2 protein-coding genes are annotated in these 1,664 nt (G+C 46.0%); one reads left to right on the top strand and one right to left on the bottom strand.

Translation table 11 applies throughout. The features are described from left to right. Positions 1-63: 63 nt before the first annotated feature. Positions 64-681, top strand: a complete 618-nt coding sequence (gene cysC, locus R8O70_RS24900) for an adenylyl-sulfate kinase (RefSeq protein ID WP_318184428.1) — start codon at positions 64-66, stop codon at positions 679-681. 90 nt (positions 682-771) lie between these two features. Here the strand turns inward: cysC and R8O70_RS24895 are convergent. Further along, positions 772-1,664 (bottom strand): TIGR03899 family protein (locus tag R8O70_RS24895; RefSeq protein WP_318184427.1); only part of this gene is annotated, 893 nt, incomplete at its 5' end.

Below are 1,664 nucleotides of genomic sequence, written 5' to 3'. Positions count from 1 at the left end.
TTGGTACTGACATTAATTCCGGTCTTCTTTCCGTTTTAATTCCGATAAATACAAGGATTCGTTATGACCGCTGAAACACCGGTAAAAGATGAAAACATTGTCTGGCATCAGCACACGGTTGATAAACAGTTTCGTGCTGAGCTGAAAAAACAGAAACCAGCAGTGCTTTGGTTTACTGGTTTATCTGGTGCAGGTAAGTCAACCGTCGCGGGCGCGCTGGAGAATCGTTTAGCTGAGTTGGGCTACCACACTTATTTGTTGGACGGTGACAATGTTCGTCATGGCCTGTGTAGTGATCTAGGCTTTTCTGAACAAGATCGTCGTGAAAATATTCGTCGTATTGGCGAGTTGGCGAAACTGATGGCAGATGCGGGTTTGATTGTGTTGTCCGCGTTCATTTCTCCTCACCGTGCTGAGCGTCAACTCGTTCGCGATTTACTGCCCGAAGGTGAGTTCATTGAAGTGTTTGTGAATGCATCTCTCGAAGTGTGCGAAGGCCGAGATCCAACAGGTTTATACAAAAAAGCGCGAGCAGGTGAGATCCCAAATTTCACGGGTATTGATTCAGAATATCAAGCGCCAATCAATCCAGAAATTGATTTGCCAGCAGGCGAGAAGAGCGTCGACGAGGTGGTTGAGTTGTGTTTGAATGAGCTTAAACAGCGTCGAGTGATCAGCTAACTCAGCTTTTGGATCATGGGTGGAAAAAAGCCTCGTGTAATGCTTGAGGAGCTTTTAGATCATAGGTGACCTAAAGCTCCTAGAGCGAAACTAAACGGTATAGTTCACGCTGCTGCTTGCTTCGGTGCTTACGCTAAACTTTTGATTTAACAAGGCGAGCATTTGATCGTAGTACTGGGAGTTTGGCTTGTTGCCAAGCAGTTTGCACAGTTCGTTACCCGTCGGTGTGAAACGGTAGTACAGCAGACGGATGCCCTTCGTATTCACTTGCAGAGACAAATTCTTGCCTTGATATGCCAGTATCAATGGCGTTTCAATGCCGATCTCTCCTGATTCCAGTTCTGTGCTATGCAGTAACCCCAATTCAATCAATACTAATAGACTTGAGTACGGCAATTGAAAGCTGCCCATATTCAGATTGCTGGTGGTATCTCGTTTTCCAAAGTTGAATATTCCGCCATGTGCTTTATAGCCTATCAATAACTTTTTACTGTTATCGCCGCCAAAACTGCACGCCAAAGAGGCTGCTCTTTGTAGTGTTTGCGCTTCTTTTGGGGACATATCCTTAAGGACTTTCAGCGCTTTCATCGACGTGGAACCTGGGTTGGTCACTTCACGCTTCATTACTTGCGCCCACAACTTCTGCATTGAACTGTTGTGGATGTCTTGGGCCATGTCAAAAAATCGATACAACCAATCTTGATCGGGTTCGCCTGCGGTTTCATCACGGCAAGCGCTGTGCGCGAGTTTTAGGATTTGCTCAAGGTTTTTTTGTCTTTGCTCTTGGCGTCGTTGGTCTCGCAGTTGTGCTCTTTCTAATGCGGATTTGGCAGGAGGGTCAGTTTGCAATAGAGCGTCAAGGCCATGAGATTGAGCGATGTTTTTAATTCGGCTCGCACTGTCTTTGATGTAACCCGTTTTCTTGTCGTGGTGACCGTTTTTCTGCGTATTAGGCTGGTGTTCAATCACTACAGGTTGTTTCG

Origin of the sequence: Vibrio sp. 779(2023) (assembly GCF_033344285.1) — a bacterium.
In the GTDB taxonomy this organism is placed as follows: Bacteria; Pseudomonadota; Gammaproteobacteria; order Enterobacterales; family Vibrionaceae; genus Vibrio; species Vibrio alginolyticus.
Note: the sequence above shows the minus strand (reverse complement) of the source record. Positions and strands in the feature narration are given on the sequence as shown.

What these genes read in the sequence shown, in the direction of transcription:
- cysC (WP_318184428.1), top strand. Translation starts at nt 64, where the DNA reads ATGACCGCTGAAACACCGGTAAAAGATGAAAACATTGTCTGGCATCAG.